Genomic DNA, 25,357 nt, shown 5'->3' on the forward strand with positions numbered 1-25,357 from the left:
ACAGGGTAATGCAGGAACATATTCGCCAGCTTTTCAGCGAAAACATTCAGACCATGATTGCCACCAGCGAAGCCTTGGCCGAGCCGATTGAAAACAGTGCACTGGTTATCGTTAACAGCCTGATCAATGGCGGCAAGGTGCTTTGTTGTGGTGCCGGCGCCAGTCACGGCCTGGCTGGTCATTTCGCTCAATTGCTACTGGACCAGTTTGAAACTGAACGTCCTTGTTTGCCAGCACTTGCTCTGCAAAATGACGTGTCCAGCCTGCACCCTAATAACCATATTAATCAGGACTATCTGGCCCGCCAGGTAAGAGCACTGGGCGGCCCGACTGATGTATTACTGGTTATTTCACTTACCGGCTCCGAACAAAGCTTAATTAAAGCGGTCGAAGCAGCGGTCACCAGTGATATGAAAGTGGTGGCACTAACTATTGATAACGACAGCGACCTTGCTGGCCTGCTGAACCAACAGGATGTCGAACTAAAAGTACCGGCGCACCGATCGGCCCGGGTATTTGAATGCTACACCTTTTTACTGCATTGCATTTGCGAACTAATTGACACTACGCTGTTTCCACAGCAGGGAGAACTATGAACATCAGCAAACTTATCGCACTGACTGTCGCCATTGTTTTATTGCAGGGCTGTGCCGCCGCTGTCGTCGCCGGCGGTGCAACTGCGGCAAGCGCAGCAAATGACCGGCGCACCCTGGGCTCACAACTGGACGACAATAGTATTGTAATCCGGGCCAGACGGGCAATAGGTACCGCAGACAGCATCCCTGATGGCAGCAACATCAATGTTACCAGTTACAACGGCGTTATTTTACTGACCGGCCAGGTCAGCAACAGTACGATTAAACAACAGGCAGAATTGCTGATAAAAGATACCCCTGGGGTACGGGATATTCATAATCAGATCCGGCTTGGCAACAGCACGTCGTTAACCACCCGCACCCGCGACAGCTGGATCACCACCAAGGTAAAAACCAAGCTCCTGGCCGATGATGATGTCGCTGGCCTGAATATTAAAGTGGTTACCGAGAATGCCGAAGTATTTTTAATGGGGTTAGTACAAGGCCCTGAGGCAGATAAAGCGGTAGACATTGCCCGCAATGTTGACGGTGTCTCCCGGGTAATAAAAGCCTTTGAACGGCGCTAATCCCTCAGCAAAAAGGGTCAGAGTGAATAAATTATTCACTCTGATAATCATCTAGCCTAATTGGCCTTGTACGGCCTCCGAGTTAAAACTTATACCTGGACAGGCACATAACAGAGCAAGCCATCCAGACTTCAGACCATTCCCCTCACCAAATCTTGACAGCCAGGTAATCGACAACTAGTTTTACTGTATATTTAAACAGTTATCAGGTGCGGTATGCCCAGACCCCGCAAAGCCCTCATCGCCGTCGAGGAAACACCTTACTACCATGTCGTCTCCCGCTGCGTGCGCAGGTCTTTTTTGTGCGGTACTGACAGTGAGACGGGTGAAAATTACGAACACCGCCGGGCCTGGATTGAACAGCGCATTCGCCTGCTGGCCTCACTGTTTGCTATCGACATTTGTGCGTACGCCATTATGTCTAACCATTTGCACATCGTGGTTAAACTCCAGCCAGAGCAGGCAAAGGACTGGAAGACTCAAGACGTGCTGTTGCGCTGGACCAGTCTTTTAAGGGAACTCTGCTGGTGCAACGTTATCTGGCCGGCAGTGCTCTCAGTGCCGCCGAGCTGGACACCGTAAACAGTTGTGTCGAGGTCTATCGCCAGCGCCTGACCAGCCTCAGTTGGTTTATGAAATGTCTCAACGAGCCCATTGCCCGTCAGGCCAATCAGGAAGATGGCTGCACCGGCCACTTCTGGGAGGCCAGATTCAAATCTCAGGCACTGCTCACCGAAGAGGCTCTGCTATCCTGTATGGCTTATGTCGACCTGAACCCGGTTCGCGCCGACATGGCCGAGACACCAGAGCGCTCAGACTACACCAGCATCAAAGAGCGACTGACGCCCACATTCGATTTAGCACACGCTATTGCTGAACAAACCCGGCAAGGCAGCCTGCAACACTTCAGCCACGCCCTCAAGCCCTTGCTGCGTTTCGAGGGGGCGCTAGTTGACCAACCGCAACAAGGTATTCAGTTCAGCCTGCACGACTATCTTGAGCTTCTGGACTATACCAGCCGCGCTATCCGGCCAAGCCAACCCGGTAGCACAACCAAACCGCTACCCCCCATCCTGCAACGCCTTAATCTCAGTCAGCAAGACTGGCTGACACGGGCTACCCAATTCGAAGCGCGCTACAATACACACTTTAGCCGACGCGCCCACCGCGACACCGCCTGACCAATTACCAATTACCTCAGCAACGCATATCTTACCGGCCATCAACCTGAAGCCCAGGGAACGTTATGGCTGAAAAGAGCGAAAAATTCGCATCAGGCGCAGGTATTGACCAAACGAGTACTGGCTGCTGAGACTTTGGCCGCATTGCCCTGCATGTAAACTAATGAACAGCTCGTTTGCCCTATTCTTGCTAGTTGTGCCTGTCCACAATTACTCAGTGCCTGTCCATCTGCTAGTTGTGCCTGTCAACAATCTGCTCACTGTGCCTGTCCTTAGCCTGATCACCTGTCCTTAGCCTGATCAGAACGACTGACACTGCTTAACATTCTTGCAAAGCTTTCAGCACCTTAGAGTGAAATTCCCGCTGTTTCATCACTATCATCACCACCACCGAGCTGATCATAAACAAGATGGGGTCAATAAACCACGACAGGGCAGACAACGAGAAATAAATGGCGCGCAAACCATAATTGAACGAGTGGCCGGCCTGGTCAATAACCTTGGCTGCCCGGTTGGCATATAAGGCCTGATCATCTGTTGTTAAATCACGGCCATCCGGCGCTGCACCAATCAACACGCCACAAAAACCGTACTGACGTAATGACCAGGTAAACTGAAAAAAGGCAAAAACGAAGATAAAGGTCATTAACAGCAATTTCAGCTGGACGGAGCCTTCGGTATAGTCAGCCCAAGGCACCAAATTTGACAACATCAGACTAAGCTTTTCAGCCGATGACATGGCTGTCAGTAAACCCGCTAAAATAAGCAGCGAACTGGAGGCAAAAAACGTGACATTGCGCTCCAGGGTGGAGATTAATCCGACATCAGCCATCTTGTTGTCGCGGGTCAGCATTTTCTGCATCCAGTCAGTGCGCTTGCGGCGCAGCTCAAACGATAAACAACTGACCACCTTGGCCTTACGTTTAGCAAACAGGGTGTAGCCTATCCATAGTATAAAAAACCAGATAACTGCAATTAAGTCTAACGGGCCAGGCATAAGATGCTCCTGTTACTTAAACAAGCTTATTCTGCAGTCTGGTTTAACATACTGCGCTGCGTAATATATTGCGCTGGTGCCGCAGATGGCGCCACGCATCCCAACTGTATATCAGCAAGGCAAGCCAGATAAAACCAAAGGTAATTAAACTGGCCGGTCGCAGGGGCTCATGATACAACCAGACCCCAAACACAAACATCAGGCTGGGCCCGATATACTGAAAAAAGCCCATGGTCGACAATTGCAGGCGTCTGGCACCGGCAATAAAACACAGTAACGGAATAGTCGTCACAAAGGCCGCAGCTACCAATAACACATTGAGGCCAAGCGGGTTATTCAACATATTTACCGCACTGCTATCGGCATAATAGCACCAGTAAAATAAGGCCAGCGGCAGCAATAGTAAAGACTCAACAAACAGCCCGGTTATCGCCTCTACCGCCAGTTTTTTACGTAGTAAGCCGTAGATGGCAAAAGAGCCGGCCAGCGCCAGCGCAACCCAGGGTATAGAGCCAAAGATAACCACCTGAATCACCACACCTGTTGCTGCCAGCCCAAGGGCCAGCCACTGCAAAGTTCTCAGCCGTTCGCCCAGAAATAACATGCCCAATAAAACATTGAGCAGCGGGTTAATATAGTAGCCCAGGCTGGCTTCCAGCATATGATCGCTGTTAACCGCCCAGATAAACAGCCCCCAGTTGGCTCCCAGGATGAGCGCGGTAAACAATAGCCAGAGCATCAGTTTTGGCTGGCGCATTAACCGGATAAGCTGAGCGCCCTGCTTCAGCGCCAATAACACCAGCAATAATAGCAGGCACGACCAGACAATCCGGTGCACCAGAATTTCTGTGGCGGCAATAAAATCTATTTGTTTAAAATATAATGGGGCGATGCCCCAAAGGGTATAAGCGCTGGCGGCGAAAGCACCACCAAGCTTCTGTTCCCTGCTTAACGACATTGTGCAACCTCAGAGAATTGGCCTTTAGCCAACCAGATAAGTACCGGTACCCAGTGCAATATGCACGCCTTGTTCGTTATGCAGTTCCATCCGGCACACTGCCACTTTGTTACCTGCACGGATCACTCTGGCAGTGGCAATAAAGGTTTCTCCCCGGCCTGGCCGCAGGTAGTCAGTGCGAATATCAATGGTGCTCATTTTGCCAAATCGCTGCACCAGCTCACTTTGATCTATGTCGCTGAACCGGCCCAGGGCACTGGCCACGGCCATCATGCCGCCGGCGACATCCAACACGGTGGCAATCACCCCACCATGTAAAATTTTTTGAATAGGATTACCCACCAGCTGTTCAGCCCAGGGGAAACGTACTTCAACTTCGTCATCGGCAAACCGGCTTACCTGTAACCCCAGCAAACGGTTGAACGGCATTTGATCAAAGGTTGCCGCGATGTAAGGAAGTAATTGTTCTGCAGACTGCGCCATCTCAGGGTAACCAGCCGCTTAGGGTTAACACGGCGACCAGGGCCAGAAAGAACAGCATATTGCGTTTACCTAATTGCACCATGGCGCTGCTCTCATCAAGGGTGTTAATTTGTTCCTGCTCCAGTGGCTCAGCAGCAACTGCAACCTCGGTCAGCACTTGTTCGTTGTCGGTGGTAAAATCCATAAAGTAAGCCAGTAAGGCATTTGATGCCCGCGAAAAATAGCCTACTAAAGCAAAGCCCAGGCCGAATAATCGGGTTGGCAACCACTGCGCCCAGAACGTCATATAATGAACAGCATCCGGGCCGCTGCTATCTGGCTGCAATTCGGCATAAGCTGACACCACTGCCTCATCCGTGGCTGCCGTTTCCGTCGCTGCCACTGTTACCGGCTCCTGCAGCTGGCGCAGCAATGCATATGTTATAACCCCGAAAGCACCCAACAATAAAAACCAAAATGCCGTGGCCGCGTAATAGCGGAAATTCAGCCAGATTAAGGTCTGGCCATAGCTGTTTTGCTCGAAACTGCTGCCACTTTCCGTCCGTATTTGCTGCATTGCCAGATGAGCAGCCTCGGCATCACCACGCTCTTGGGCATTCAGATATTGTTTATACAGTTGCCGATAGTGCCAGCAACCAATACCGACCAGCAGTACCAGAGTATTAACTATCAGGGTAAGCAGGCGGTTGTCTACCAGACACAGCACCAGCGCTACCACGGCACCCGGTAAAAGCAACCATAAATACTGCCCCAGTGAATTTCGGGCCAACCCGGCCAGTGGTGTTCTAAGACTAAAACGCAAATAAGCCCTGACATAACGCTGAGCCTGCCAGGCGTCGCTGCGCACCGCCAGCCGCTCAATAATTAATGCCAGCAACATACTGATTAACGTCATTCCCTGCTCTCCTTTATTGCTGCCCGAATTGCGGCCCGGTAATACGCCCAGTCAAACGCCGGCCCCGGATCGGTTTTACGCCCGGGCGCGATATCACAATGGCCGACAATCCGCTGTGGGCTAATCTGCTTATAGCTTGCCAGCAAGTAATGGCTTAAGGCTATCAGGCTCTGATACTGCTGCTCAGTATACGGTATATTATCGCAGCCTTCTAACTCTATACCTATCGAATAATCGTTACAGTTGGCCCGACCAGCAAACTCACTTTTGCCAGCGTGCCAGGCTCGTTTGGCAAAAGGCACATACTGAAAAATACGGCCATCACGCCAAATCACGCAGTGCGCGGCGACTCTGACCCCTTGCAATGAGGCAAAATCGGGCTGAGTAGTCCAATCAAGCGTGCCGCAAAACAGCTGGTCAACATAGCTGCCCTGCTGGGGCGCATTGGCAAAGTTGCCGGCTGGCAAGCTGATATTATGGATAACCAGTAAACTTACCGGCTCGCCGGCCGGTCGCTCATCAAAGTGCGTGCAAGGCCGTTGCAGGATCGGTGGACACCTTGGCTGCGTAGCAGTTTTCATCGGAATTTTTGCCTTTAGCCCTTACTGTGATTAAGCTAGAGCACTATTGTCAAGGTTGAGGCCAATGAATGCAAGCACCCGAGCAACGAACGCCTTTTGCCAGCGCTTTTAGCTGGTTAGCCTGGCTACTGCTGCTGGTTATGTTGTTTCTGTTTTTTCAGGATTACCTGACCGGCAAGCATAACCCGAACCAGCAGCTGCAAAGCATTCAGGGCAGTGGCGGCGAAATCAGCACGGTATTAATCCGTAACCGGGCGGGTCATTATATTGGTACCGCATTGCTTAACGGCCAGCCGGTTGACTTTATGCTCGATACCGGCGCCACCACTGTCGCCATTGCCCAGCGCACCGCTGAAAAACTCGGTCTGCCCCGCGGCCGGCAAATTCAGGTGGCTACTGCCAACGGTATTACTACCGCCTATTTAAGCCAGATCGAGTCATTACAGTTAGGCGATATCGTGCTGCAACAGGTAAGCGCCAGTGTGGTACCCAATTTAGGAGGTACCGAGATTTTGTTAGGCATGAGTGCGTTAAACCAGTTAGAATTCCGCCAGCAAGGTAACCAACTGACCCTAATTCAGCGAAATTAATATGACAGAGCAAGTCACTGCAGCACCCCATCATCCTTTTCTGGCTCAGGAAATAAGCCGTAGTGTGCAAAGCGCGCTGGCCGAAGATTTAGGCTTTCTGCCGCTGACGGACGGCGACATTACTGCCAGCTTAATTCCGGCAAGCCAGCAGGCCAGTGCCACTATTATCAGCCGCGAAGCCTGTGTGGTCTGCGGCACTGCCTGGGTAGATGAGGTTTTCAGGCAGCTTAACCAATTATCCGCCAGTGGTCAGGTTACTGTCATTTGGCAGGTGAAAGATGGTGACAAGGTTGCTGCCGACAGTCTGCTATGCCGGCTGACAGGCCCGGCCCGTTTGTTGTTGACTGGCGAGCGCAGTGGCCTGAATTTTTTGCAGTTGCTAAGCGGCACCGCAACGGTAACCGCCAGTTATACCACGTTGCTGGCCGGCAGCGATACCCGGCTGCTGGATACCCGAAAAACCCTGCCGGGTTTGCGATTTGCCCAGAAATATGCGGTGCACTGCGGCGGTGGCTTAAACCACCGTTTTGGTTTGTTTGATGCGTTTTTGATTAAAGAAAATCATATTGCCGCCGCAGGCTCTATTCAGGCGGCAGTGGCCCAGGCACGACAGAACTTTCCGGGTAAACCGGTCGAAGTGGAAACGGAGAATCTTGCCGAAGTACAGCAGGCTTTGCTGGCAGGCGCCGACATTATCATGCTGGATAATTTCAGCATGAACGATATCAGGGCAGCAGTAAAACTGAATAATGGTCAGGCAAAGCTGGAAGTATCGGGCAACATTACCGCTGAACGCCTGACAGAATTGGCCGCAACCGGCGTCGATTTTATCTCAAGCGGTGCCCTGACCAAGCATGTTCAGGCTATCGACTTATCTATGCGGCTGAGTATTTCCTAACTAGTTAAACCACTGTTCAGTTAACTTCTGATACACTCAGGCCATCGCAACAGCGGTTGTTTGGTTATAGTCAATTTGGTAACAGTCAATGCAGCTGACAGAACCAGTACAGTTGACCGGAAAAGTGGTGCACTGGCGCGACGATAAAGGTTTCGGTTTTGTTGTGCCGGACAGGTTTGTGCCGGATAACGAAACAGCGGTTCCCGTTGCCCCGGATAACAACAGCCGGCAATTATTTTTCCATATCCGTGATTTCACTGACAGTAAAATCCGCCCGGCGGAAGGCTGCCGCCTGCAATTCAGCCTGGGGAAAGATAAGCAGGACCGGCCTATTGCTACCCAACTCAAGGTTATCGCCTCCCCCGCTAAAGTTGCACCCACGCCTGAGTCAGAGGTCATTGATCTCGATTACACCCAGGATGTTGCCTTGTATTTCCGTTGTGCCTTTCTGGTATTGGTGGTTATTGCCCTGCTGTTTGGCACCCTGCCTTATGTGCTGCCTATTTTATATATAGAAGCCAGTCTGTTCACTTACTGGCTGTACCGGGCTGACAAAGCGGCAGCGATAGCCCGTCAGCGCCAGCGTTTGCCTGAGCAGAGCCTGCAATTATTCAGCTTAATAGGGGGCTGGCCCGGCGCGTTACTGGCCCAGAAGAAACTGTCACACAAAAAACGTAAATTTTTGTTTCAAAGAGAATTTTTACTGGTCATTATCGGCAATGGCATTTTACTGATTTGGTTATTGTCGCAACATGGCCAGTTGTTTCTGGGCCGGCTGGCGCTGTGGTCTTAATGCCCTGAGTTTAGCGATACCGCCCGTTCATTGCTCCAGCCCCGGCCTTTTAGACACTGTACTTAACTCGTCAACCGGCGCCGGCCGTCCCAGCAGATAGCCCTGAAATTGCTGACAACCCAGCTGTCGCAAGGCCAGGTATTGTTCTACTGTTTCCACACCTTCAGCAATAACCGCTAGCTCCAGGCTATTACCCAGTGCCAGAATGGTCCGGATAATGGCTTCATCACTGGGGTCGTCCAGTAAATCGCGGACAAAGCTGCCATCAATTTTCAGCTGGTTAAGCGGCAAGCGCTTTAGGTAACTAAGTGACGAATAGCCGGTTCCAAAATCGTCCAGCGAAAAGCGTACACCCATCCGACCAAGCTGCTGCATTTTTTCAATAACCGCTTCTATATCTTCCAGCAACTGAGTTTCGGTCAGCTCAAGCACTAAATTTTCCGGATTAGCGCCACTTTGCTGCAATGTATTACGCACCAGCTCAACAAATTTAGGATCATGCAGCTGGCGGACACTTAAGTTAACCGCCAGATGCCAGTATGACTTCTGTGAGTCATGTTGCCAGTCAGCCAGCTGCAGACAACTTTGTTGCAATACCCAGGCACCGATTGGCAAAATTAAGCCGCTGTCCTCGGCCAGGGGAATAAATTCGGCCGGCGAAACCGGGCCCAGTTCGGCATCAAACCAGCGCAATAACACCTCAGCACCCAGCACCTGGCCATTGCTATGATACTGCGGTTGAAAATACAGACTAAACTGCTGCTGACTTAACGCGTGGCGCAAACCGGTATGCAGTGCAGAGCGGGCCAACACTTTTGCCTGTAGTTTACTGTCGTAAAAACAGTAACGATTTCGGCCGCGGTTTTTCGCATCGTACATGGCTAAATCAGCCCGTTGCAGCAATTCATCAATATTGTCTGCATCGCTGAACATGGCAATACCAATACTGGCACTAATTGTATAAGTACGCTCTGCCAGCTGAAACGGCTGGTTGAGAATATCCATCAGCTTCATCGCCAGCAGCTCTACCCGCTGACCGGCTAAATCTGGCCGTGGCTGCAGTTCGGCTAACAACACGACAAATTCATCGCCGCCAAAGCGGGCCAGGGTATCACTTTTACGCAGTTGCTCGCCCAGCCGCCCGGCGACCTGGCTCAACAGCTCATCCCCGACAGCATGGCCGAGGGTGTCATTTAAATCTTTGAAATGGTCCAGGTCAATAAACAGTACCGCGCCCTGGCAGGGAATACGGCCAGCCAGACTCCAGGCCTGCTCCAGCCGCTCCAGCAATAAGCGGCGGTTGGGCAGCGACGTCAGTGAGTCGTAAAACGCCAGCTGGTGAATAGCAGCCTGATTTTGCTTATGCTCAGTCACATCGGTTGAAATACCGCATAGCGCATATATTTCACCGTTGGCATGGCGCAGTGGCAGCTTTACCGACAAATAAACGTGCTCCTGGCTGCCGTCAGCAGTGGTATTTATTTCTTCCTCGACAATCCGCTCGCCATCCACCAGCACCCGTTGGTCATTAACCTGCAGCTGGCTAACCGTTTTGGCATCAAAAAACAGGCTGTCAGTATGACCAATAATTTGTGCTGGTGGCCGGCCAAACAGCTCTGCTACCTTATGGTTAACGTACTGATAGCGCGAGCGCTTATCTTTAATATAAATATGGGCGTCAACACTGTTCAGGATCGTGGTCAGCCGGTCCTGGCTTAGCTGCAGCTGACTGAGCTGGCGTTTGCTGCGCCTGTGATACCAAAGTAATGCCGCTGCACTTAGCAGCAACAGCAGGCTGCTGAATGCCGACCAGATCAGCAGCCAGGACACACTATTTCTATCGGCAGAGCCCGGCTCACTCCAGCGGTTGATGGTCTGAAAGTAATAGGACTGCGGATCAGCCTGCCATTGCTGTAGCTGACGTTCGATAGCGTTTAATATTTGCGGGTTCCGGCCTGCAGCTGTGGCATAAAACAGCTCAACCGGGTCAAACCGCAGTGGATTTACCTGCAGCTGAAACTCTGCTGCCCGGCTATTACCAAACAGATGATTTGCCACAGCAAAATCAGCGCCACCGGCTGCCACCAGATTAAAAGCTGCCTGTAGCGATTTTACCTGCTGTAACCCGATATCCAGTTGCTGCTGCTGACTGTATTGCTGTAGAAAATGATACTGTGAACTGTTCTCCAATACGGCAACCTGGCGGCCAGCTAGTTCTGATAAGCCGTTAATGTTGTGATCTGCCAGACTGTATAATCTTGACCAGCTGTATAACACAGGGGTTTGATGGAAACTCATGTCCTGCGCCCGCGTCCGGGCTGTGCGCCACATCAGGCAGGATATCAATGTCACCACTTGCCAACAGCTCCAGACAGTATGCCCAGTCACAACTTACCGGTTTCAGTTGCCAGTTCTGCTGTTGCGCAAGCGGGTTAACAAGTCGCCAAAAATGCCGGTCGGCGTGCCATCAGCATTCACCAAGATTTTTGGAGGGTTCTGGTAAATTCCCACTACCAGTTGCCGGTTGGCCGGCAAGTTAGCCTCGTTGGCCACGGCGGCAAAAAAAAGTAACCCTTTGGCAGTTAACAACAGCCATGCCACTAGCAGGGTAATACGGCGCATAAACACGTCACTTAGTTATTATTCTGTTATTGAGCTTACTGCAGGGTGCTCAAAATGCAAATGCTGCCCCCTGGCTGCACCACTAAACTTTAAAAATGTAGCCTTTTCGGTAACACCAGTGCATGAAAAGATAAGAAAGCCCCAGAAAAACCAGCGCAAAGGCCAGTGAGCCATTCAGATCGCCAAACAGCGGCTGAAAAATCTGGCTGAACAACCAGCCTTTCAGTAAACCGTCGCCAACCGGGACCATCACCAGTGCCCGCGCCACTATGCCGGCCAACATATAAAACAATATCGCATTGGCACCAAATACTACAAAAGGTGCACTCCAGCGCCGCCAGCGTTTGATATCACTTAACCAGGTACAGGCCGCTAAAGCGATAGCACAGTAGCCAGTGCTTAACAGCACAAAGCTTGGGGTCCACAGGCTTTTATTAATTGGCAGACTAAAATGCCATAACTCGGCCAGCCACACGGCTATTACGCCTGTCAGCAGCAGGCCACGAAGCTTGTGGGCCAGGCTATGCTCGGTTTGTAACCACTGTGCCAGCAGCACACCGCTTAAACAACTGGCCGTGGCCGGCAGCGTCGACCAGATCCCTTCAGGGTCAAAAGCAAAGGGCGTAGCCTCGCGGTAATATAAGTGTGTTGGCACCAAGCAGCGTATGGTCGAGCCAGGCTGCAAAGCTGTTGCCGAATAACAACAAACCACTGAAGGTATTGCCCTGACTGTCCTGATAAGGCAGGTACAACATACCCAACAGGTACACCGCACAAAGCCCGGTTAGCCAGGCTATCCGGCCGCGGGTGCCGCAGTACAGTACTATCAATACCGTAGCGAAGTACACCAGGCCAATGCGCTGCAACACTCCCAGCCAGCGCAGGGTCTGCAGCTTCTGCTCAATGTAACTGTAAGCCGGGTCGGCAAAATTATAGTAAAACAGCGCCAGAAACAGCCCCAGGCCAAACAGCTTTAAGCTGCGTACTGCTGCATGGCGAATAAGCTGGCGGTTGGCCTGACTGCTTTTAGCCTGACTGCGCTGCTGGCGCAGGCTGAATTGCAACGACAGGCCGACAATAACAATAAAAAAGGGAATATCAGATCAGTCACTGTCCAGCCATGCCACTCGGCATGGCGTAGCGGCCCATAGACATGACTCCAGCTACCCGGGTTGTTCACCAGAATCATCGCGGTAATGGTTAAGCCGCGCAATGCATCCAGTGCCAGCAACCGTTGTGCTGGCAGGGTTGCCAGAATGGCATCACAATGGGCTTTCAGCCATCTCAGCATCAAGGTGCCTGCTGTGGCTTCTGTAATGTAGTCTGCCCCGGGCTCTCAGCCGGGGCAGGTTTTACCGTTACCGGTAAACGTCCGGTTGGCTCGGCCAGTCCCAGCAACACCCGGGCCAGCGCCGTATAGGTTGCACCGGGGTCGCCAGCGGCAATTGCCTTATCTTCGCTGTTGTAGGCATAACTGGCCAGCGACAAATCAGCGTACTGGCCATAAACAGCAGCATCATAAGGCGCGCGCAGACTGATAAATACATGCGGAAGTTGTAACTGCGCTACCTGACGCAGCAGGCTCAGAAAATCCTGCTGCTGGCGCTGATAACGGGCAGCCAGCGGGCCCAGGGCACTGACATCATCCATGCCGCCAATTTCTGCCAGTGACGGCATCGGGGTAATAAAGCCACTGATCACCACATCGGCTGCAGCCAGCAGTGCTGTAGCGCTGCTCAGATCGTCCTGTAATAAACTCAGGCTCTGAATATCAAGGGGTTGGCGGCTTTGTTGCTGCAATGCCAGGCTCAGTGCCGCGGCTTTATTGCTATCAGGCATAATCAGCAGCAGCCGTTTACCGGTAAGTTCCGGTAGCGTTTCGGCAGTATCGCTTTCCGTTGCCGGGATCCGGGTAATGGCCGCCTGAGCCAGTGCCAGCTCAGCCTGGCGATGAGCCGGACTGCCCAGCAACGCATCGGCTTTTGCCAGCTGTGCCGCTGCAGTGGTCTCTGGCATCAGCGGATACTGTTGCTTCAGCTTAATGATCCGCTGATAAGACGCCTGCAACTCATTGCGCTTAAGCTCGCCATTGACCACAGCCTGCTCCAGAGTGGTCAGTAAAGCCGCTAAGTCAGCCAGTTCGGCCGGACTCTGCAGCTTTACCGGCATCAATGCAATATCGGCGCCTGCCGCGAAGGTGGCAATAACGGCATCATGTGGACTGAAAAAGTGGCTGATGCCGGCCATATCCAGCGCATCAGTGACGATCAAACCTTGATAACCCAGTTGCTGGCGCAGCAAATCATGCAGTATTGCCCGCGACAAGGTGGCCGGCTTCACCATCTGCTGGCCGTCTTTGGCGCTAAAGGTACTGCTGTCCAGCGCCGGATACTGAATATGCGCGGTCATGATCATACCCGGCTGTTGCTTGGTAATAATGGTGCTGAACGGCAATAAATCAACCTGATCAATCTGCTCGCGGCTATGCGCTACCTGCGGTAAGCCCAGATGACTATCGACGTGGGTATCCCCATGGCCCGGAAAATGTTTCAGCGCCGCAATAACGCCGCGCTGTTGCATCGCCGCGGTCATGGCGCCACCAAGTTCTGCCACTGTGGCCGGGTCTTCTGCAAAGGCCCGGACATTGATTACCGGGTTATCCGGATTAACATTAACATCCACCGTCGGCGCAAAATTGACATTAATTCCCAATGCCAGCAGCTCATCGGCCAGGATGGTACCGGTGAGTTCTGCAAAATGGGTTCCATGTTGCGGATAAGTCGCGCCAATTGCCATATTACCACTGAATGACGTAGCCAGCTGGCGTGGTAAGCGCGCCACCCGCCCGCCTTCCTGATCAATACCGATAAACAGTGGCAGCTTTAATTCAGAATTTGCTGCAGCTTGCTGCAACTGCCGGTTCAGCGCGATAATTTGCTGGCTGTCTTCCAGGTTTTCGGCAAATAAAATGACCCCGCCAATATCATATTTACTGATAAGCTGCGCCAGCTCTGGCGGCAGACTGGTTAACGGGGTGCGACAGCGGCCAACCGGAGTGGCTTCCTGACAGTAGTAACGCAGGTCAAGCATCAGTTTCTGGCCCAGCATCTGCCGGACACTGGCTGTGGTTAAAGCGGCTTGGGGACCAGTAGCTTCCGGTTGAGTGTGCGCCGGCTCAGGTTGCGTCTGATTACTCATCGCCAAACCGCCTGACAGCGCAACAGCCAACATACCACTTCCCAGCAACAACCGTCGCCAGCAATTTTTCTGATCCGACACACTGTTTACTCCGCTTATGTTAAGGTAACGTTTGGTAAAGTAACCTTTGTTATAGAACAGCCAGCAGTAAAACAAAAAAAAGCCACGCCCGCCAGTGCCGGCGCGCCGCTAAATAAAAATTAACAGTAAAACCACGCTTCGGGAACGCTGCCATGCAACTGACGTTTTTAGACTGGACGGTATTTTTCAGTTATTTCCTGCTACTCGGCTGCGCTGGCCGTCTGGGTTAACCGGCGCAAGGCGAATAACAGCAGTGACTATTTTCTCGGTGGTAACACTATGCCGCCCTTTCTGGTTGCGATATCGGTACTGGCGACATCGCAGTCAGCAGCCACCTTCCTCGGTGGCCCTGACATGGGCTTTCGCGGCAATCTAACCTATCTGGCCAGCAACATCGGCGCCATTATCGCCACCTTGCTGGTCATTAAATGGCTGATCCCGCGCTACTATCAGCTGAAAGTCACCACAGTATACGAACTGCTGGAAAGCCGTTTTAATGCCACAGCCAAAAACCATGCCGGTAAAATGTATTTATTTGGCCGGGTGTTTGCCAGTGGTGCCCGCTTGTACATGGCCGCGCTGGCCGTTGCCATGTTGTTATTCAGTAATATTGAAGCGGGGAGCGTGGTCACCGCTATTATATTGCTGGCCATTATCGGTCTGGCCTGCACCATGGCCGGCGGCATTCGCTCGGTTATTTACACCGACGCTATGCAATGCGCAGTTTACGTTACGGCGGCATTGGTGGTGCTGGGCTATCTGTACAGCAGTCTGCAACTGGATCTGGCCAGCTTATACGCTGTATTAAGTGAACCGCTGGCTGACGGCAGCACTAAGTTACAGCTGTTTGATTTCCGGGCCGACTTCAGTAGCAGTGGCGTATTTACTGTCTGGTCCGCGTTAACGGGCTTTGTATTGCTGAACATTGCGGCGTTCGGTCTCGATCAGGACATGACGCAGCGGGTGCTGACCTGCAAAACAGCGGCCGGCGGCGCCAAAGCCCTGCTATCATCAGCCTTGCTGGTAATTCCGGTGATGCTGGTGTTTATAGTGATTGGCTTATTATTGTATATCTACTACCAGCGGCCCGACGTATTCAGTAACGATGCCAGCTACAGCAGCAGCTTTAACGGTGAACAAATTACCGTCTTTATGTATTATGTTTTAAATGAAATGCCATCAGGCTTGCGTGGCCTGGTGGTGGTCGGTGTTATTGCTGCGGCGTTATCAACCATTACCTCTGGCTTAAATTCGATGGCGTCAGTGCTGGTTGCCGATATATATCAACCCTGGCGCCAGCGGCGTAAGGCGGCGACCAGTGACCGGCACTATGTCCGGGCGGGCCAGTGGGCGATGTTATTAACAGCGGTTACCTTGTCCGGCATGGCCGTACTGTGTTTTTACTGGCAACAATATTCTGATATGCCGTTACTGGCCTTTGCGCTAAGCGTAATGGTATTTTCATATAGCGGTTTGCTGGGGGTATTTTTTACTGCGCTGTTTAGTCAAAGAGGCAACAGCACCAGCGTTACCGCGGCGCTGCTGGCAGGTTTTACTGTCACCTTACTGCTGCAGCCCTATTTGCTGCAATTAATCAGCCCGACCCTGGCCAGCTGGGATTTGGGTTTTACCTGGCAATTATGTCTGGGTACGCTGGTTGCCTGGTTAGTCTGCCTGACAGGCAAGCCCCGGCCGGAAGCCCAGCTGGTAGCACCTGGGCCGGCAGCAAACAATCTGGAGAATTAAATGTATTTACTGGCTGTTGATGGTGGAGGCAGTAAAACCCTGGCCCGACTACAGCACGTGGTCAGTGGCCGGCAATGGCAGGTAGCAGGTGGCCCCGCCCAGCTGTCTAATAATCTGGAGCAGGCAATTAACACGGTGCGCCAACTGAGTTTGCAACTATGCCAGCAAGCCGGTATTGGCCTGAATGAGGTAATGGCCTGTATTGGTTTGGCTGGTGCCGGTAACCCCCAATTGTACAGTGCGTTTTGTCAGCAACTGCAGCTTAATTTTGCTGCCTGGCAACTGACTACCGATGCCCGTACTTCTCTGTATGGTGCGAACAATGGTCAGCCTGTGGTGATGGTGGCGCTGGGCACTGGCTCAGTGGCAATGCGCTTGTCTGCTGATGGTACCGAGCAGCAAACCGGTGGCTGGGGTTTTAATATTGGCGATGAAGGGGGTGGGGCCTGGCTGGGGAAGCTGGCCGTACGCCAGTTGCTGTGGCAACTGGACAGTGACGAGGGCCTGACCAGCCCGCTAACCCGGGCGCTGGGCCAGCACTGCGGCGATCATGTCAGCACGGTGCTGCCCTGGTTAAAGCAAGCCAGCGCCACCGACTTTGCCGCACTGGCACCATTGGTATTCAGCCACAGCAACTGCCCATTAGCCCAACAGATTTTGCGCCAGCAAGCCGCTGCTATCGCTGAACTTATTCACTGTTGCCGCGGCCAACGCGAGTTGCCGGTGGTGTTACTCGGCGGCCTGGCGGCCAGCAGCCAGCCCCTGTTGAGCGATGACATCAGCCAGCTGTTACAAGCCCCCCGCGGTGATGCCCTGGATGGCGGCCTGATCCTGGCTGCCAGGCAACTGGCCCGCACCAGCACAGCTTGATGTATAACCCTGAATTTACGGAGTGAGCGTCTGATGAGTCAATCTGAATTACTGCAACAGCTGGCCGGAATGAGCACAGAGGCACGAAACCCAGCCTCTGCCAAACTGGATCAGCTAAATAGCCTGGCCATTGTCAGTCTGATTAATCAGGCCGATCACACGGTTGCCGCCGCCATTACGCCTTGTCTGCCCAACGTGGCTCAGGCCGTCGATGCTATTGTTCAGGCCTTTGAATGTGGCGGCCGCTTAATATACCTCGGTGCTGGCACCAGCGGCCGGCTCGGTATTTTAGATGCCGCCGAGTGCCCGCCGACGTTCAGCGTACCAGCCAGTCAGGTGGTAGCATTAATTGCCGGCGGCAGCAAAGCGATTCAACAGGCCGTGGAAGGCGCTGAAGACAGCCCGGAGCTGGCCGTGGCAGAGCTGAGCGCCATCAACTTCGGTCCGGACGATGTGCTGGTGGGCATTGCCGCCAGTGGTCGCACACCCTATGTTTTAGGTGCTCTGGCCTATGGGCGTCAGCTGGGCGCCACTACTGTCGCTATTAGTTGCAATGCCAGCGGCCCTATTCTGACCGCTGCCGATATTGCTATCTGCGCTGAAACCGGCCCGGAAATTCTGACCGGTTCAACCCGGCTGAAAGCCGGCACTGCCCAGAAAATGCTGCTGAATATGCTCAGCACTGCGGCTATGGTGCGAAGTGGCAAGGTATACCAGAACCTGATGGTCGATTTACACGCCAGTAATCAGAAACTGGAAGCACGCGCGGTGCGGATAGTGATGCAGGCAACTGACTGCGACAGTGTTACCGCCAACGCCGCCTTACTCCAGGCTAACATGAACGCTAAGCTGGCCATTTTACTGGTACTGACCGGACAGGACCTGGCCAGTTGTCAGCAGGCACTGGCCGATAGCAAAGGTTTTGTCAGTAAAGCACTGGAGGCCGGACAATGAAGCTGCTGTTGAGTGTACTAACTGTGCTGTGGCTGGCGGGTCTGACAGGATGCAGTAAACAAATTGCTTCGCCGCAAGCCGTTAGTCCGGCGCAAATTACCCCGGGTGCAGCACAGCTGGCTGCCTATCTGCCGCGACTTAAAGGTAAAAGGGTTGGCCTGCTGGTCAACCAGACCTCACTGGTAGACGACCAGCACCTGGTAGATGTGCTGCTGGCAAACCAGGTCAATATCGTTAGTATTTTTGCCCCGGAGCATGGCTTCAGAGGCGACCATGATGCCGGCGCTAACGTCAGCTCCGGCGTTGACAGTAAAACCGGCCTCCCGCTGTTGTCCCTGTATGGCGCCAGTAAGGCACCCAGTGCTGAGCAAATGCAGGCTTTGGATCTGGTTATTTTCGATATTCAGGATGTGGGCGTGCGGTACTATACTTACATCAGTTCTATGCATTATCTGATGCAGGCCGCCGCTGAGCATAATGTGGCGATGCTGGTGCTGGACCGCCCTAATCCGAATGGCCGTTATCTGGATGGCCCGGTACTGGATTTAGCCTTTCAGTCCTTTGTTGGTATGCACCCTATCCCGCTGCTGCATGGCATGACTGTGGGCGAGCTGGCGCAAATGATCAAAGGTGAGCGTTGGATAAATCAGGCCGCAGAGCTTGATCTTACCGTTATACCGGTAGCAAATTACCAGCGCGATATGTCCTATAGTCTGCCAGTACCGCCAAGCCCGAATTTACCCAATGACCAGGCTATTGCCCTGTATCCGTCGCTGGGCTTTTTTGAAGCAACGCCGTTAAGCGTCGGCCGCGGCACGCCCTTTCCGTTTCAGGTGCTCGGATATGACAAATTTAGTTTGGCAGATTTTAGTTTTACCCCGGTGGCAACACCCGGCGCAGCGCTTAATCCGCCATTAAAAGACACCCCCAGCAAAGGCCAGGACTTGCGCCAGATTAAGGCCGGCGGTTTAGATTTAAGCTATTTAATCAACTGGCAGCAGTTATTTGCTGAACACAATGCCACTTTTTTTACCTCACCGGAATTTATGGATAAACTGGCCGGCAGCGCTACCTTGCGTCAGCAAATCGAACAAGGCTTAACCGAGCAGCAAATCCGCGCCAGTTGGCAAAGCGCGTTGCAGGCTTTCGCTGCGCAGCGCCAACCCTATTTAATTTACAACTAGATTTACCACCTGCTCTACAACTTGGCGTCGGGCGTTTATAAGTCCCGGCGTTAAGCTCAGTTACTTATCCTCTGCGGCAATGACTCTGCTAAACCGGGCTAACGGCGCCATCCTGGCCCGGTTCAGGCTAAGCTCGTCACCAGCGACACTGATATTATCAACCTTGCTTAATACATCCAGCAATTGCGGCTCTAAGTTGTCTTGCAGGCAAGCTTTGCGGGTGGTGGCCAGCGGGGTAAAGCTCAGCCGTGGTCCCTGCAACTGATAACCGCCAGTCAGGCTGTTACAGCCGGTAAAGCCGCTAACCCGGCCCGCCTGGTCAAACTGCAAATACACGTTGTTGTCGGCATCGACACTTTTTTGCAGTAATTCGGTCAGTTGCCATCTACCGGCAATATTTAATTCCTCCTCTACCGCCTGCAGCGTGTCATCTTGCTGTTTATCCAGCCAGTACTGATCTGCCAGCTCACCTGTTATCCGCTCACCCTGCGGGCTAAGTAGTAACACCCGGTTTTCACCGACCAGAAACTGGCTATTGGTCGCATCGTCCAGCTGGATCTGCCGGCCATCGCTGCTCCAGCGAAATTCGCCTTCCGTCTGCTCAGGCTCATCGGCCCGCTCCTGATAGTAACGAGTCAACCGGTACCGTTGGTTGGCATCCAGTTGCAAAGTCATTTTAATACCCGGGCAGTCGGCGCAGGGCAGCACGCCCTGATAGCTGCCGGGCCAGTCCAGCGCATTCTGGCTGGTATCAGCCGGGGTGGGTGACTGTTGCTGCACCGGCTCATCCGTCGGACGGGCCGATTCCGGCAGGCAGCCGCTTAGTAAAACCATAGCAAGTGCTGTGCACCCTGCTGTGGATAACGTTTTGACAAACAAGGTGCTGCCAGGCAGGCTGAGTGAGTAACGCATAGTGGGCTCCGAAGCGTAAATAGTAATCAGAATAGCAGGCTACAGTATAACGGCTATTGTCGCCCCGCCAACTTTACCGGCGCTGAACCCAGGCGGCTAATCCGAATCAGGATCGAGCACGACATCTGGCGCAAATGAACTACACTGAAAACCGGTCTGAACGAAAAGGAGTTAAAATGAGCATTAATGTTTTAGCAATTTGTGGCAGCCTGCGGGCGAAATCCACCAACCGCGGGCTGGTGCGTTACGCCATGGCTCACTGCCCTGAGGGTATGAAAATTCACCTGGCCGATTTAATGGAGGTGCCGTTTTACAATGCCGACCTGGGTGCCAAACCGCCGGCAGTAGAAACCTTGCTGCAACAAATGGCTGAAGCAGATGCAATACTATTGGCTTGCCCGGAGTATAACTATTCACTGGCGCCCGCGTTAAAAAATGCGCTGGACTGGGCCTCGCGTGAACCTGACAATCATTTACTAAGCGGTAAACCGGTCGCTATTATGGGCTCAGCCGCCGGTATGGGCTCCAGCCGGGCCCAGTATCACTTACGCCAGGTCTGTGTTTATCTGAACCTGCACCCGCTGAATCAGCCCGAAGTTTTTGCCAACGCCTTCAGTGGCGCCTTCGATACAGACGGCGATTTAACCGATGAGAAAATTCAGGCTAATGTGCGTAAATTACTGGCCGCGCTGCTGGCCTGGCAGCAGCGGCTCTGTGCTGGTAAAGGTTAAAGCTGCCATTGCGGCTTAATTACCGCTAAAGGCATCAAGCAAGCTGGCATCGGCCAGCCTGATCAGCCGGCCATTTACTACGGCCAGTTGTACCGCGTTGTCTTTACTCAGCAGAAAAGTGGTGGTTAACCGGCGTTGTGGCCAGGGCTTATTCACTCCTCGCGGGTTTACCGCCACTGGCATGCCGGAACTATTGTTCAGTAAACCGGCTTCGCCGCTGAAATGGCTGTAGCCATCGGCCAGCAGCTGAACATAACGCTCTGCCGTTAAGGTCAGCGGTCCGGTTAGCGGGTAGGCTTTACCAGCGCTGTAGCGCATGCCGCTGGCATCCAGGGTGTAATAGCCACCATAAATACTGGCATCGCCTATTTCATCCAGCACCACCTGGCCCCGGCCATTACCACCGGCGGTAAAGGCTAAATCTACCTTTGCCAGTACGCCATTGCCATCAGCCTTTGGCAGGTTGATATTACTGATAATTAAATCTTTCATGCCGCCGCTGTTATTCATCGGAATGCTGTTGTAGCCGCTTAAATCATATTCGCGGTAACGGCCAGTACTTATCAGATCGAGCCAGCTTAGATACAACTGCACATTTATCTGCCGGGCCTGCTGGCGGAATGGGTCGTTAAACTGACCACCCGCTTCCACCAGTACCGTGCTAATCCCCATCTTCGAGAAAGTATCCCCAAAGGAGCGGATTGAATAAGCGTCATTGTAGCGGCCCTGTTGCTCAGGCAACACTTTATCCAGCAGCGGCTTTACAGCACTGACTAACTGCATGGCGGCATGGCGGCTGGGGTTTATCTCACGCGCCTCGTTATATGCCGGTGCCAGTAATGAGATCGTTGCCGGTTTTTTGCTGTCACCGGCAGCATGGTAGCGGTTCTGATCGTGCAAGTTAAAACCATAATGCGGCTTAATTTTTTTTGCTGCCTGCATTAACAGCTGCCCCTCCGGGGTTTGCAGCGCCAGCGCATCGCGGTTTACGTCAATGCCAAGGGCATTAAAGCGGCTGTTACGCTCGGCACCGTCCGGGTTCAGCATTGGAATTAGATACAAGGTAACATTTTGCTGCCAGCCAGCCCGTTTACTGTCTGCTCCCGCCTGCTGCTGTTGCTGGGCATCCAGCACCGCCAGCAAATCAAAAATAGCGGCAGTAGCCGTGGGTTCATCGCCATGCATTTGCGACCAGGCCAGCACTTTGCGCTCTCCGTGGCCAATTTTCAGCAAGTACATCGGTCGCTGCTCAACTGAGCGGCCCAGCTCGCTTACCTCCAGCCAGTCTTGTTGCTGGTAATAGTCAATCAGCGGCGCAATATCATCGTGAGTTATCTGGCTTTTCGCCAAACCGGGGGCGGTGAATTGGGTATAATCTGCTGCGCTTGCCAGCCCTGACAGCACGGCACTTAACGCTAACCATAACGATACTCGCTTTAACATAGCATCCTCTCTTTCATTAATTTAGCCCCAAACTGTTATCAACCATACCACAGCCGGCAATACGCATCACTCTGCACAATTGCCAACTCTGGGCTAAGCTTAGCAAAAGCTAATTCAGCAGGGATGTGTCCAATTGCTTAACCCCCGTCAGTTTTACCGGCGACTACGCCAGCGCAAGGTGCTTAGCACTGTGCTGGCCTACCTTGTTCTGGTCTGGCTATTACTGCAAGTTGTTGCGGTGGTCAGCCAACTGTTACAGCTACCGCCGCTGCCCGGCACTATTATCGCGATCAGCCTGATAGCGGCCACGCCCTTAGTGTGCTATCTGGCCTGGTTTTATCAGTATCAGCATGGTCGGCTGCAGTTAATTGCCCGTGCTGATGGCCATATGCCGGTAATATTTGGCACTAAACAACGTACAGGCTTATTGCTGGTTAGTCTTTGCAGCGCACTGCTGGGTTATCAGTATTATTTACTTAGCCGGCCCAACAGTGAGCCGGCAGCGCTGAGTTTATTAGCAGCCAACTCTATTGCCGTGCTGCCTTTTAGTCAGTTAAAACAGGACCACGCTAACCCTGAGCTGGAATTACTGGCCAACAGCCTGGCTGAGGAAATCAGCAGTCAGCTTGGTCGCAGCCCCGGCTTAACCGTCGCTGCTGCCAGCTCCGGCCAGGTACTGAGCCGCCAGCAACTAAGCCTGGCCGAGATTGCCAGCCGGCTTAGTGTCGCCACCTTGCTTAGCGGCAGCATCAGTTTGCAAGGCCAGCAGTTACAGATTAATTTGCAACTGCTCGATGGCAGCAGCGGCCAGACCTTATGGAGTCAGCAGCTTGAGCGAGAGCTAACCGATATATTTGCGCTGGAGAGCGAGGTGGCGCGCTCGGTTGCCAATACCTTGCAGGCCAGCTTAAAAGACGGCAATTCGCTACAGGATTTATCAGCCAATGCCAGCACTCAAAGTGCCGATGCGTATGTCAGCTACTTAAAAGCCCGCGAGCAATACCGGTTACAAACCAGCGAAGCGATGCAACAAGCCCGTCAGTTATTTGAACAAGCCATCGGCCAGGATCCGGAATATGCGCTGGCTTACGTCGGCCTGGCCGATACGCTGTTATTGCTTAGCGATGGCAGTAAAGAGTTTGGCATTATTGACGTTGATATCGCCACTAAGCTGGCTGCTGAATATCTGGAAAAGGCACTGCGCCGGGCGCCAGAGCTCGCCGAAGCCTATGCCATTCAGGGCAAGATGCTCGAGCTGCAACAGCAGCCTGAGCCGGCACTGGCCGCTTATCAGCAGGCGATAGCGCTTAACCCCAACCTGGCAGTAGCCCATATGTGGCAGTATCTGCTGCTCAAGCAGCAAGGCAAGTATGATGAGTCATTGCAAGCACTGGAACGGGCATATCAGCTGGATCCGGTATCGATCGCCGTGCTGTATAACCGCGGTTATGAACAGGCGATCCGTGGCCAGTTTGCTGAAGCCACAGATAGCTTCACTCAGTTAATTTCAGACTTTCCCGAGTCACCTTTGGGCAATGTTGGCATGTCGTTGGTTGCCTTTAATCAAGGCCTGCTGGCTGACAGTCTGCGGCATTGGCAATATGCCCATCAGATCTCGCCGGAAAATACAGGCTATCGCCGCAACTACCTTGGTTTAGTGTTAAGTCTTGGCTTGACAGACAGGCATCCAGAACTAGCAGATAATCCGCGGTTTCGAAATAGTTATCTGCTGCGCAATAGCGATTTCGATACTCTTTTTAAAGAAATGACATTTAAACTGGCAGCTCAACCAGATGATGCCTGGCTACAATTCGAGATGGCCTGGTACCAGATGTTGGCAGGCAATAAGGAGCAGGCTGCAAACCTTTTACTGCAAAGCTATGCGCTTTTTGATTCGGAAGACTTATATGGCATGCCGATGTGCAGTCCGGCTATTGAAATAGCATGGGCACTTAACCAGCAGGGACAACAGCAGCAGGCAGCAGAATTGAAGGCTCGTTGCCAAAAACAGCTGCACGCTGCTATGCAAAGCGAGTTGCGCGATAGCTACCTGAATCATCTGGCAGCACGACTGGCAGCCTTGCAAGGCGAAAATGAGTTAGCGTTACAAGAACTGCAACAAGCGATGGCCTATGGCTGGCGCGAGTGGTGGACTTTTCACGATCCGATTTTTGAGACTATACCGCCAGATCAGCTGGCGCAACTGCGCCAGCAACTGGATAATGCACTGGCAGAACAGCGCCGGCTAGCGCTGGCGCAAGCTAAGCAACCTGCGCCGGCCAACCAGTAGCAACCCTAAGCCGGCAAATAGGCTCAAAGTAGACGGCAGCGGCACCTGGACTGCACTGCGCTCCAGAATAAATACCTGCTCAGACGGCGAGCTAAAGCTCAATACATCAGAGCGATTGCCAAGGTAGTAATAGCAACGTTCATCACCTTCATCCAGAAACACAGGACCGCATTCATCGCGATCATTGCGATAATAAAAATCCCTATCTGCGCCGGAATAAAAAGTACTGTTAAAGGTCAGCCAATATTCGCCCGGCACTAAATCATCCGGCATAGCAGCTGCAGGGTTAAAGCCATTCTCGCGCAAAGCGGAAAACGCCCAGCTTTGCTCACCTTGAGTCAGGGTCCAGCTAAATTCAGCAGCAAAGGCGGAGGGGAAATCCCAAATTAAGGCACTTTCAAAATCCAGTTGCGCACCCAGTTCAAACTGGTAATAGCAAGGCTCTTCCTGCCAGAACTCCGGCGGCGGCAATAAATCGGTAATCAGCCAACACTCCCGCGGCACCGCTAGTAGCGGCAGGTCGCCGATAGTAAAGCTAACCCGATCAATAGCCGGGGCGCCGGCCAGCAGATAGCTGTCGTTAAAATAACTGTTATCAAATAAGCCATAACTTTGCGGCCTGGTCGAAGTTTCTGAGGCTCGACCAGCACCACGGATTAACTCAGCCTCAGCCAGAAAACTGCAAAACAGTAACCCCACCACCGCATATTTTAACAAACGCATAACCGGCACTCCCTGTTATTGATGCTGCATTTCACCGGCTTACTGCTGACCGAACCACGAAGGCA

At 52.8% G+C, this 25,357-nt stretch carries 27 protein-coding genes; 13 read left to right on the forward strand and 14 right to left on the reverse strand.

Translation table 11 applies throughout. The features are described 5' to 3' along the window. The first annotated feature begins 8 nt into the window (after positions 1–8). The 4 genes from KG631_RS15495 (at position 9) to KG631_RS15505 (ending at position 2,343) form a co-directional block, all read left to right on the forward strand. Positions 9–596 carry an SIS domain-containing protein gene (locus tag KG631_RS15495; RefSeq protein ID WP_214000570.1) on the forward strand — a complete coding sequence of 196 codons (588 nt, stop codon included), beginning with the start codon at positions 9–11 and terminating at the stop codon, positions 594–596. Further along, positions 593–1,162 (forward strand): division/outer membrane stress-associated lipid-binding lipoprotein, encoded by a 570-nt coding sequence (dolP, locus tag KG631_RS15500; protein WP_214000571.1) that lies wholly within the window; start codon positions 593–595, stop codon positions 1,160–1,162. Before KG631_RS15495 ends, dolP begins: the two co-directional genes overlap by 4 nt. Before the next feature lie 216 nt (positions 1,163–1,378). Further along, entirely contained in the window at positions 1,379–1,744 is a 366-nt protein-coding gene (locus KG631_RS19040; RefSeq protein ID WP_301003893.1) for a transposase, read from the forward strand. Next, entirely contained in the window at positions 1,690–2,343 is a 654-nt protein-coding gene (locus KG631_RS15505) for a hypothetical protein (RefSeq protein WP_365869221.1), read from the forward strand. Before KG631_RS19040 ends, KG631_RS15505 begins: the two co-directional genes overlap by 55 nt. A 319-nt stretch (positions 2,344–2,662) precedes the next feature. Here KG631_RS15505 and KG631_RS15510 read toward each other — a convergent pair whose 3' ends face one another. From KG631_RS15510 to ampD, 5 genes are read right to left on the reverse strand one after another with little or no spacing between them, the layout of a single operon-like run. Continuing rightward, the gene (locus KG631_RS15510) at positions 2,663–3,340 is read right to left on the reverse strand and encodes a DUF599 domain-containing protein (protein WP_214000572.1); all 678 of its coding nucleotides are present in this window, start codon (positions 3,338–3,340) and stop codon (positions 2,663–2,665) included. A gap of 43 nt (positions 3,341–3,383) precedes the next feature. After that, entirely contained in the window at positions 3,384–4,298 is a 915-nt protein-coding gene (gene rarD, locus KG631_RS15515; protein ID WP_214000573.1) for an EamA family transporter RarD, read from the reverse strand. Between the two features lie 24 nt (positions 4,299–4,322). Then, positions 4,323–4,781, reverse strand: a complete 459-nt coding sequence (locus tag KG631_RS15520; RefSeq protein WP_214000574.1) for a thioesterase family protein — start codon at positions 4,779–4,781, stop codon at positions 4,323–4,325. Between the two features lies 1 nt (position 4,782). After that, on the reverse strand, positions 4,783–5,676 hold the full coding sequence (ampE, locus tag KG631_RS15525; RefSeq protein WP_214000575.1) for a regulatory signaling modulator protein AmpE: 894 nt from the start codon (positions 5,674–5,676) through the stop codon (positions 4,783–4,785). Continuing rightward, on the reverse strand, positions 5,673–6,257 hold the full coding sequence (gene ampD / locus KG631_RS15530; RefSeq protein WP_214000576.1) for a 1,6-anhydro-N-acetylmuramyl-L-alanine amidase AmpD: 585 nt from the start codon (positions 6,255–6,257) through the stop codon (positions 5,673–5,675). The genes ampE and ampD overlap by 4 nt, the downstream gene beginning before the upstream one ends. A 68-nt stretch (positions 6,258–6,325) precedes the next feature. Between ampD and KG631_RS15535 the strand changes: the two genes are divergently transcribed. The 3 genes from KG631_RS15535 to KG631_RS15545 all read left to right on the forward strand — a co-directional run bounded on the left by KG631_RS15535 (position 6,326) and on the right by KG631_RS15545 (position 8,538). Beyond that, positions 6,326–6,847: a retropepsin-like aspartic protease gene (locus tag KG631_RS15535; RefSeq protein ID WP_214000577.1), complete on the forward strand. Its 522-nt coding sequence runs from the start codon at positions 6,326–6,328 to the stop codon at positions 6,845–6,847. 1 nt (position 6,848) lies between these two features. Continuing rightward, complete coding sequence (nadC, locus tag KG631_RS15540; protein ID WP_214000578.1) at positions 6,849–7,745, forward strand: carboxylating nicotinate-nucleotide diphosphorylase; 897 nt, start codon at positions 6,849–6,851, stop codon at positions 7,743–7,745. A gap of 88 nt (positions 7,746–7,833) precedes the next feature. After that, positions 7,834–8,538 (forward strand): DUF1294 domain-containing protein, encoded by a 705-nt coding sequence (locus KG631_RS15545; protein WP_214000579.1) that lies wholly within the window; start codon positions 7,834–7,836, stop codon positions 8,536–8,538. Between the two features lie 27 nt (positions 8,539–8,565). Here the strand turns inward: KG631_RS15545 and KG631_RS15550 are convergent, their stop codons facing one another. From KG631_RS15550 to KG631_RS15560, 6 genes are all read right to left on the reverse strand, one after another. Continuing rightward, a complete protein-coding gene (locus KG631_RS15550; protein WP_301003921.1) occupies positions 8,566–10,869 on the reverse strand; it encodes an EAL domain-containing protein in 2,304 nt (767 codons plus the stop codon). A 69-nt stretch (positions 10,870–10,938) separates the two neighbouring features. Beyond that, entirely contained in the window at positions 10,939–11,160 is a 222-nt protein-coding gene (locus tag KG631_RS19045) for a hypothetical protein (protein WP_301003894.1), read from the reverse strand. A gap of 82 nt (positions 11,161–11,242) precedes the next feature. Continuing rightward, on the reverse strand, positions 11,243–11,815 hold the full coding sequence (locus tag KG631_RS19050; RefSeq protein WP_301003895.1) for a hypothetical protein: 573 nt from the start codon (positions 11,813–11,815) through the stop codon (positions 11,243–11,245). Continuing rightward, complete coding sequence (locus tag KG631_RS19055) at positions 11,769–12,224, reverse strand: hypothetical protein (RefSeq protein WP_301003896.1); 456 nt, start codon at positions 12,222–12,224, stop codon at positions 11,769–11,771. The genes KG631_RS19050 and KG631_RS19055 overlap by 47 nt, the downstream gene beginning before the upstream one ends. Next, positions 12,134–12,451 (reverse strand): hypothetical protein, encoded by a 318-nt coding sequence (locus KG631_RS19060; protein ID WP_301003897.1) that lies wholly within the window; start codon positions 12,449–12,451, stop codon positions 12,134–12,136. Before KG631_RS19060 ends, KG631_RS19055 begins: the two co-directional genes overlap by 91 nt. Further along, positions 12,451–14,439 (reverse strand): glycoside hydrolase family 3 N-terminal domain-containing protein, encoded by a 1,989-nt coding sequence (locus tag KG631_RS15560; protein ID WP_365869226.1) that lies wholly within the window; start codon positions 14,437–14,439, stop codon positions 12,451–12,453. The genes KG631_RS19060 and KG631_RS15560 overlap by 1 nt, the downstream gene beginning before the upstream one ends. Before the next feature lie 279 nt (positions 14,440–14,718). Here KG631_RS15560 and KG631_RS15565 point away from each other — a divergent pair, with 279 nt between their 5' ends. Genes KG631_RS15565 through KG631_RS15580 form a run of 4 tightly spaced genes read left to right on the forward strand, consistent with a single transcriptional unit; the run spans position 14,719 to position 19,193 of the window. Further along, complete coding sequence (locus KG631_RS15565; RefSeq protein WP_301003898.1) at positions 14,719–16,185, forward strand: sodium:solute symporter; 1,467 nt, start codon at positions 14,719–14,721, stop codon at positions 16,183–16,185. Further along, on the forward strand, positions 16,186–17,055 hold the full coding sequence (locus KG631_RS15570) for a BadF/BadG/BcrA/BcrD ATPase family protein (protein WP_214000580.1): 870 nt from the start codon (positions 16,186–16,188) through the stop codon (positions 17,053–17,055). A 33-nt stretch (positions 17,056–17,088) separates the two neighbouring features. After that, positions 17,089–18,009, forward strand: coding sequence for an N-acetylmuramic acid 6-phosphate etherase (murQ, locus tag KG631_RS15575; RefSeq protein WP_214000581.1), 921 nt, complete (start codon positions 17,089–17,091; stop codon positions 18,007–18,009). Then, positions 18,006–19,193 carry a DUF1343 domain-containing protein gene (locus KG631_RS15580; protein WP_214000582.1) on the forward strand — a complete coding sequence of 396 codons (1,188 nt, stop codon included), beginning with the start codon at positions 18,006–18,008 and terminating at the stop codon, positions 19,191–19,193. The genes murQ and KG631_RS15580 overlap by 4 nt, the downstream gene beginning before the upstream one ends. Positions 19,194–19,253: 60 nt before the next feature. Here the strand turns inward: KG631_RS15580 and KG631_RS15585 are convergent, their stop codons facing one another. Then, positions 19,254–20,105: an META domain-containing protein gene (locus KG631_RS15585; protein ID WP_214000583.1), complete on the reverse strand. Its 852-nt coding sequence runs from the start codon at positions 20,103–20,105 to the stop codon at positions 19,254–19,256. Positions 20,106–20,281: 176 nt separating this feature from the next. Here KG631_RS15585 and KG631_RS15590 point away from each other — a divergent pair, with 176 nt between their 5' ends. Next, positions 20,282–20,836: an NAD(P)H-dependent oxidoreductase gene (locus KG631_RS15590; protein ID WP_214000584.1), complete on the forward strand. Its 555-nt coding sequence runs from the start codon at positions 20,282–20,284 to the stop codon at positions 20,834–20,836. 15 nt (positions 20,837–20,851) lie between these two features. Here the strand turns inward: KG631_RS15590 and KG631_RS15595 are convergent, their stop codons facing one another. Next, positions 20,852–22,279, reverse strand: a complete 1,428-nt coding sequence (locus KG631_RS15595; protein ID WP_214000585.1) for a M14 family zinc carboxypeptidase — start codon at positions 22,277–22,279, stop codon at positions 20,852–20,854. 133 nt (positions 22,280–22,412) lie between these two features. Between KG631_RS15595 and KG631_RS15600 the strand changes: the two genes are divergently transcribed. After that, positions 22,413–24,569: a tetratricopeptide repeat protein gene (locus KG631_RS15600; protein WP_214000586.1), complete on the forward strand. Its 2,157-nt coding sequence runs from the start codon at positions 22,413–22,415 to the stop codon at positions 24,567–24,569. Here KG631_RS15600 and KG631_RS15605 read toward each other — a convergent pair. Further along, positions 24,525–25,292 carry a hypothetical protein gene (locus KG631_RS15605; protein ID WP_214000587.1) on the reverse strand — a complete coding sequence of 256 codons (768 nt, stop codon included), beginning with the start codon at positions 25,290–25,292 and terminating at the stop codon, positions 24,525–24,527. The genes KG631_RS15600 and KG631_RS15605 overlap by 45 nt on opposite strands. Positions 25,293–25,357 lie beyond the last annotated feature (65 nt).

Source organism: Arsukibacterium sp. (assembly GCF_018402695.1).
In the GTDB taxonomy this organism is placed as follows: Bacteria; Pseudomonadota; Gammaproteobacteria; order Enterobacterales; family Alteromonadaceae; genus Alishewanella.